Source organism: Longimicrobium sp. (assembly GCF_036280135.1).
Taxonomy (GTDB): Bacteria; Gemmatimonadota; Gemmatimonadetes; order Longimicrobiales; family Longimicrobiaceae; genus Longimicrobium.
In genome coordinates, this window is sequence record NZ_DASURI010000163.1 from 1 (window position 1) to 4,688 (window position 4,688).

At 70.7% G+C, this 4,688-nt stretch carries 5 protein-coding genes; all 5 read right to left on the reverse strand.

Features of this window, described 5'->3' with window-relative positions:
* Window positions 1-583 precede the first annotated feature (583 nt).
* Window positions 584-1,804: an N-acetylmuramoyl-L-alanine amidase gene (locus tag VFZ20_RS04960; RefSeq protein ID WP_329682727.1), complete on the reverse strand. Its 1,221-nt coding sequence runs from the start codon at window positions 1,802-1,804 to the stop codon at window positions 584-586.
* Window positions 1,805-1,825: 21 nt separating this feature from the next.
* A complete protein-coding gene (gene smpB / locus VFZ20_RS04965) occupies window positions 1,826-2,299 on the reverse strand; it encodes an SsrA-binding protein SmpB (RefSeq protein WP_329682728.1) in 474 nt (157 codons plus the stop codon).
* 280 nt (window positions 2,300-2,579) lie between these two features.
* The gene (locus VFZ20_RS04970; protein WP_329682729.1) at window positions 2,580-3,197 is read right to left on the reverse strand and encodes a L,D-transpeptidase; all 618 of its coding nucleotides are present in this window, start codon (window positions 3,195-3,197) and stop codon (window positions 2,580-2,582) included.
* Window positions 3,198-3,212: 15 nt separating this feature from the next.
* Entirely contained in the window at window positions 3,213-4,151 is a 939-nt protein-coding gene (locus VFZ20_RS04975; protein WP_329682730.1) for a YihY/virulence factor BrkB family protein, read from the reverse strand.
* A 42-nt stretch (window positions 4,152-4,193) separates the two neighbouring features.
* Window positions 4,194-4,688: YtxH domain-containing protein (locus VFZ20_RS04980; protein WP_329682731.1), on the reverse strand; the 495-nt coding region annotated here is incomplete at its 5' end.

Genomic DNA, 4,688 nt, shown 5'->3' on the forward strand with positions numbered 1-4,688 from the left:
GGCGTCGGCGCGGGAGGGCACGTCCAGGGCGATGATGGGAGTCGGGCGCATCGGACAGGTCGGGTCGGGGTTGATGATCGGGAATGCGAGGTCCGCGCCGGCCCGGCACCGGGGCCGATCACGCGGCGCAAAACTATATCAATCTGCCACTTAGCGGAATTCGGCGGATGCAGGGAGCGGAAGTGGATGTGCGGAACGTGTCCCCGGAGCGGGAATCCACGCGTCCCCCGAGAGGACGCCATCCGCGTAAGCCGTTCCCCCGCAATCGCTTGAAAGCCCCGCTCGGCCGCCATCCGCGAGCCGATACGGGGCTTCCGCTTTTCACCGGCGGACCATTGCCGATGCCGTCGCGACGGTGTACTCCGGTAACCCTCTCTGGGGCAGTCCGCGCAGGCGGACTTCGCGAATTTCCAGCGGCGAATTCATTCGCTCCGGCTCGGAGACGGCCCTTATCGGATCAGATCCGCGATCGGCATCATTCGCTCCGGCTCGGACGCCGGGATCCGTCGATTAACGTCGCGACCGCATCACCGGACACTCGCCCGATATCGGCCTCCGCCGATCCGAATCCGCAGCCCCTCGCTCAGTTACCCGCGCGGGACTGGCGGCGGTCCGTCGCGCGGAAGAAGTCCTGCACACCGGCCGCGAGCTGGCGGGCCAGGGTGTCCTGCTGGCGCGGATCGGCCAGCATCTGCTCTTCGTTGCGGTTGGAGATAAAGCCCAGCTCCACCAGCACGGCGGGCATCGTGGCGCCCACCAGCACGGCGAACCCGGCCTGCTTTACCCCACGGCTGGGGCCGGGGTGCACCTCGCGCAGGCGGTCCTGGATCATCTGCGCCCAGTCGCTGCTCTCGCGCAGGTGCTGGTTCTGACGCAGGTCGCTCATGATGAAGCCCAGCGCGTCGCCGCTGCCGCCGCCCGGCGCGTCGTCCTCGTACTGCTGCGCGGCGTCTTCCATCTCCTGCACGCGGCGCGACTCGGCCGTGCGCGCCTCGGCCAGGAAGTACGTCTCGTAGCCCGTCTCCCCGCGGCTGGGGTGCGCGTTGCAGTGGATGGACATGAACAGCGCCGGCTGCCCCTCGTCGCGCCAGCGGGCGGCCATCCGCGGCCGGTCGCGCAGGGCGATGAGCGTGTCGCTGTTGCGGGTGAGCCGCACCTCCAGGGTGGTGTCCTGGCGCAGGATCTCCACCACGCGCCGCGCCACCTGCAGGTTGATGTCCTTTTCCCGCGTCCCCGCCTGCCCCCGGGCGCCGGGGTCACGCCCGCCGTGCCCCGCGTCGATCACGACCAGCCGGCGACGCGGCGGGGGCGCCGGCTGCGGCATGGCCACGGGCGCCGATGCTTCGGCGACCGGCGCGGGGACGGCGGATGCCGCCGCGAGCACGGCGGGATCGGCGCGGACGGTGCGGTTCCCGGCGTCGACGGAGACCAGGCCCGGCGCGGCTTGCGGGAGGATGGCGGAGAAGAAGTCCGCCGGCAGGTAGACGATGCCGTTGGCCTGGTAGACGGGGTTGGCCATCATCAGCGGCCGGCCGTCCACGAGCGCGCCGGGCGAGTCGGGGCGCAGGCGGATTTCGCGCGGGCCCCACTGCACGATCACCTCGCCGCGCCCGTACGACAGGCGCGCGCCCACGGACAGCAGCGCCGACGCGGGAAGCGCGGGGTAGCCGCGCTCCGTGCTCTCGGCGACGGCCGCCGTCTCGGTGCCCAGCACCATGTGCCACACGCCGGGCGCGGGCTGGGACGAGGCGAAACCGGGCGTGTGGGACAGGGCGAACAGCAGGAAGGCGTAGAGAACTCGCATCCAGGATTCTCCAGGAGAGCGCTAGGAGTCGTCCCTGTTCTTGTAGGCACGTTCCACGTCGCGCTGGTCGGCGCGCTCGCGCAGGGTTTCGCGCTTGTCGTGGAGCTGCTTTCCGCGCACCAGGGCCAGGTTCACCTTGGCCAGGCCGCCGGTGAAGTGAATGTCCAGCGGCACGAGCGTGAGGCCCTTTTGCTCCACCTGTCCCACCAGCTTGCGCAGCTGGCCGCGGTGCATGAGCAGCTTGCGGGGCCGCAGGGGGTCGTGGTTGAAGCGGTTGCCCATCTCGTACGGGGAGATGTGCAGATTGTAAAGCCACAGCTCGCCCCCGTCCAGCCGGGCGAAGGCGTCCTGGAGGTTACCCTTGCCGTCGCGCAGGGACTTGACCTCGGTGCCCTGCAGGACGATGCCGGTCTCCCACGTTTCCAGCACGTGGTATTCGTGCCGCGCGCGCCGGTTCTGAACGGCGATGCGGTCGCCGGATTTGGCCTCTGCCATGACGGAAAAGCAGTGCGAAAGTGCGTGAGTGCGAAAGTGCGAAACTGGGTCCGTGCGGGAACCGGGATCCGGGCGCGGAGGCGGGCATCCAGCGGCGCCCCCACCGGGCTCGCGGAGCTCGCCCACCTCCCCCAAAAACCCCTGGGGGAGGTTGAACTGCATCGGTCCGCGCCGGAGGCCGGCCGGGGTCGCAGTTGCAGGCTGTCCCCCGTAACCGGCAGTTCAGCCGTGCCCGCTATTCCCTATTCCCTATTCCCTGTTCCCTATCCCTGCCGTACGCCTAGTAGATGAACACCGGCGTCCCCACGTCCACCTCGTGGTACAGCATCCGCGCGGCCTCGTTGGTCATGCGGATGCAGCCGTGCGAGACGGCCTGGCCCAGCAGCTGGGGCTTGTCGGTGCCGTGCAGGGCAATGCCTTCGCCCAGGAACAGCGCCGTGGTGCCCAGCATCCCCTCTTCCCAGCGCGAGTCGTCACCGGCGGGCGGGATGGGGACGCCGCGCTCGATGTACGCCCAGTCGGGCACGTACCAGCGCGGGTTCTTCTCCTTGCGCTGCACGCGGAACATGCCGCGCGGCGTGCTGAACTCCCACTCCTGCCCCGCGCCCTCCAGCCGCGTGCCCGTCCCCGTGCCCACCACGGTGGACCAGATCACCCGCTCCTCCTCCATGAGGTACAGCCGGTGCTCCTCCAGGGCGATGACGATGTAGCGCCCCTCGGCGCCCACGGGCGGGTCGCGGTATCGCGCGGCACCGTCACGCTCCACGCCGTGGGCCAGCGCCAGCGGCGCCCCCGGCAGCGTCTGTGCCCCCGCGTCAGCGACTCCGACGACCAGCGCGACGATCAGCCCCAGCAGGGACCCGAATACCGGTACTTTCGCACTTTCGCACTTTCGCACTTTCGCACTTCCTTTCTATTCGAGCAGCTCGCGCTGCTTGCGCCGCCGCCGTAGCAAATCGTACACCTGCGCCACCTCTCCCCCCAGCACGAACACGATTGCCGAGTAGTACACCCAGAGAAAGAGAAGGACCAGGCCGGCCAGCGCGCCGTACGTCGTACGGTAGTCCGCCACCGAGCCCACGTACCACGCGAAGATGCCCTTGAGCATCTCCCACACGATGGACGTGAACACCCCCGCCACGATGGCGATGCGCCACGGCGTGCGCCGCAGGGGGAGAAAGCGGTAGATGAGCACGAACATCAGCAGGATGAAGGCGAACGCCAGCAGCCGCGCCGAAAGCCGCTGCAGCACCTCCCACTCGTGCCGTCCCGCCAGCCCCAGCCACTCCACCCCGTACGACTGCGCCGCCTCCACCACCACCGTGATGCCCGTGTTGAGCAGGAACAGCGTGCCCGCGATCACCACCATCCCCAGGTCAAAGATCTTGCCCTGGACAATGCCGCGCTCCTCCGGCAGGTCGAAGATGTGCTTAAGCACCGACCGCAGGCTGCCGAACAGACGCGTGCTGCTCCAGATGAACAGCACCGAGCCCAGCACCCCGAACTGCGTGCGCCCGCCCACCACCTCCCGCACCAGCCCACGCGTGAGCGCCACGATGCGCTGCGACGGGGGCAGGATGCTCAGCACGTAGTCCACCGCCGTCTGCTCGGGATCGGCCACGGCGCTCTTGAGCACGTAGCCAAAGATGGCGATGAGCAGCAGCAGAAAGGGCACCGCCGCCACCAGCACGTTGAAGGCGATGCCCCCGGCCAGGAAGAAGATGTCGTCGTCCCCGGCCTTCTGGTACACCCGGCGCGAAAAATCGAAGCCGGCGCGCACCATGCGCGAAAGGGCCGCACGGGCGGCCCTCAAGGCGATCGACAGGCGGCTCTCCGGGGCGCGCTGGGCCATGGCGCAAAGCTAGCGCCGCGCGCGACTTGCCGTCAACGCACGTCAGCGGGCAAGGTCGCCGGCGTCGCGCCGGGGGGTGACCTCGCGGATCACCCCCTCCGCCTTCGCCGGGGACGGAGCCCGCGACGCGGACGCCGCGTCGGCGATGGAGGCCACGGCCGGGCGCGGGGGCGCCGCGCCCTCCTGGCCGGCGCGGTACGTGGCCTTGGCCTCGTCCAGGCGGCGGCGCAGCTCGCCGCGGGCCTGCCGGGCGGCCATCCGCCCCTCTTCCACGGCGCCACGCACGCGGCCCAGGCCGTCGTCCACGGACTGGCGCACGTCGGCCAGGCGGCCCGTCACGCGGCCGCGCAGGCTGCCCACGGAGCCCGTGAGCGAGCCGGCCGCGCCGCCCACGCCCCCGTCGCGCAGGCCGGCCAGGGCGCGGCCCAGCTCGCGCTGCGTCTCGCGGCCCGCGCGGGGCGCCAGCAGCAGGGCCACGCCGGCCCCCACGGCGACGCCCAGCAGGAACGTGCGAACGCCCCCGCCGCGCTCCTCGAT

What these genes read in the sequence shown, in the direction of transcription:
- VFZ20_RS04960 (WP_329682727.1), bottom strand. Translation starts at nt 1,804, where the DNA reads ATGCGAGTTCTCTACGCCTTCCTGCTGTTCGCCCTGTCCCACACGCCC.
- smpB (WP_329682728.1), bottom strand. Translation starts at nt 2,299, where the DNA reads ATGGCAGAGGCCAAATCCGGCGACCGCATCGCCGTTCAGAACCGGCGC.
- VFZ20_RS04975 (WP_329682730.1), bottom strand. Translation starts at nt 4,151, where the DNA reads ATGGCCCAGCGCGCCCCGGAGAGCCGCCTGTCGATCGCCTTGAGGGCC.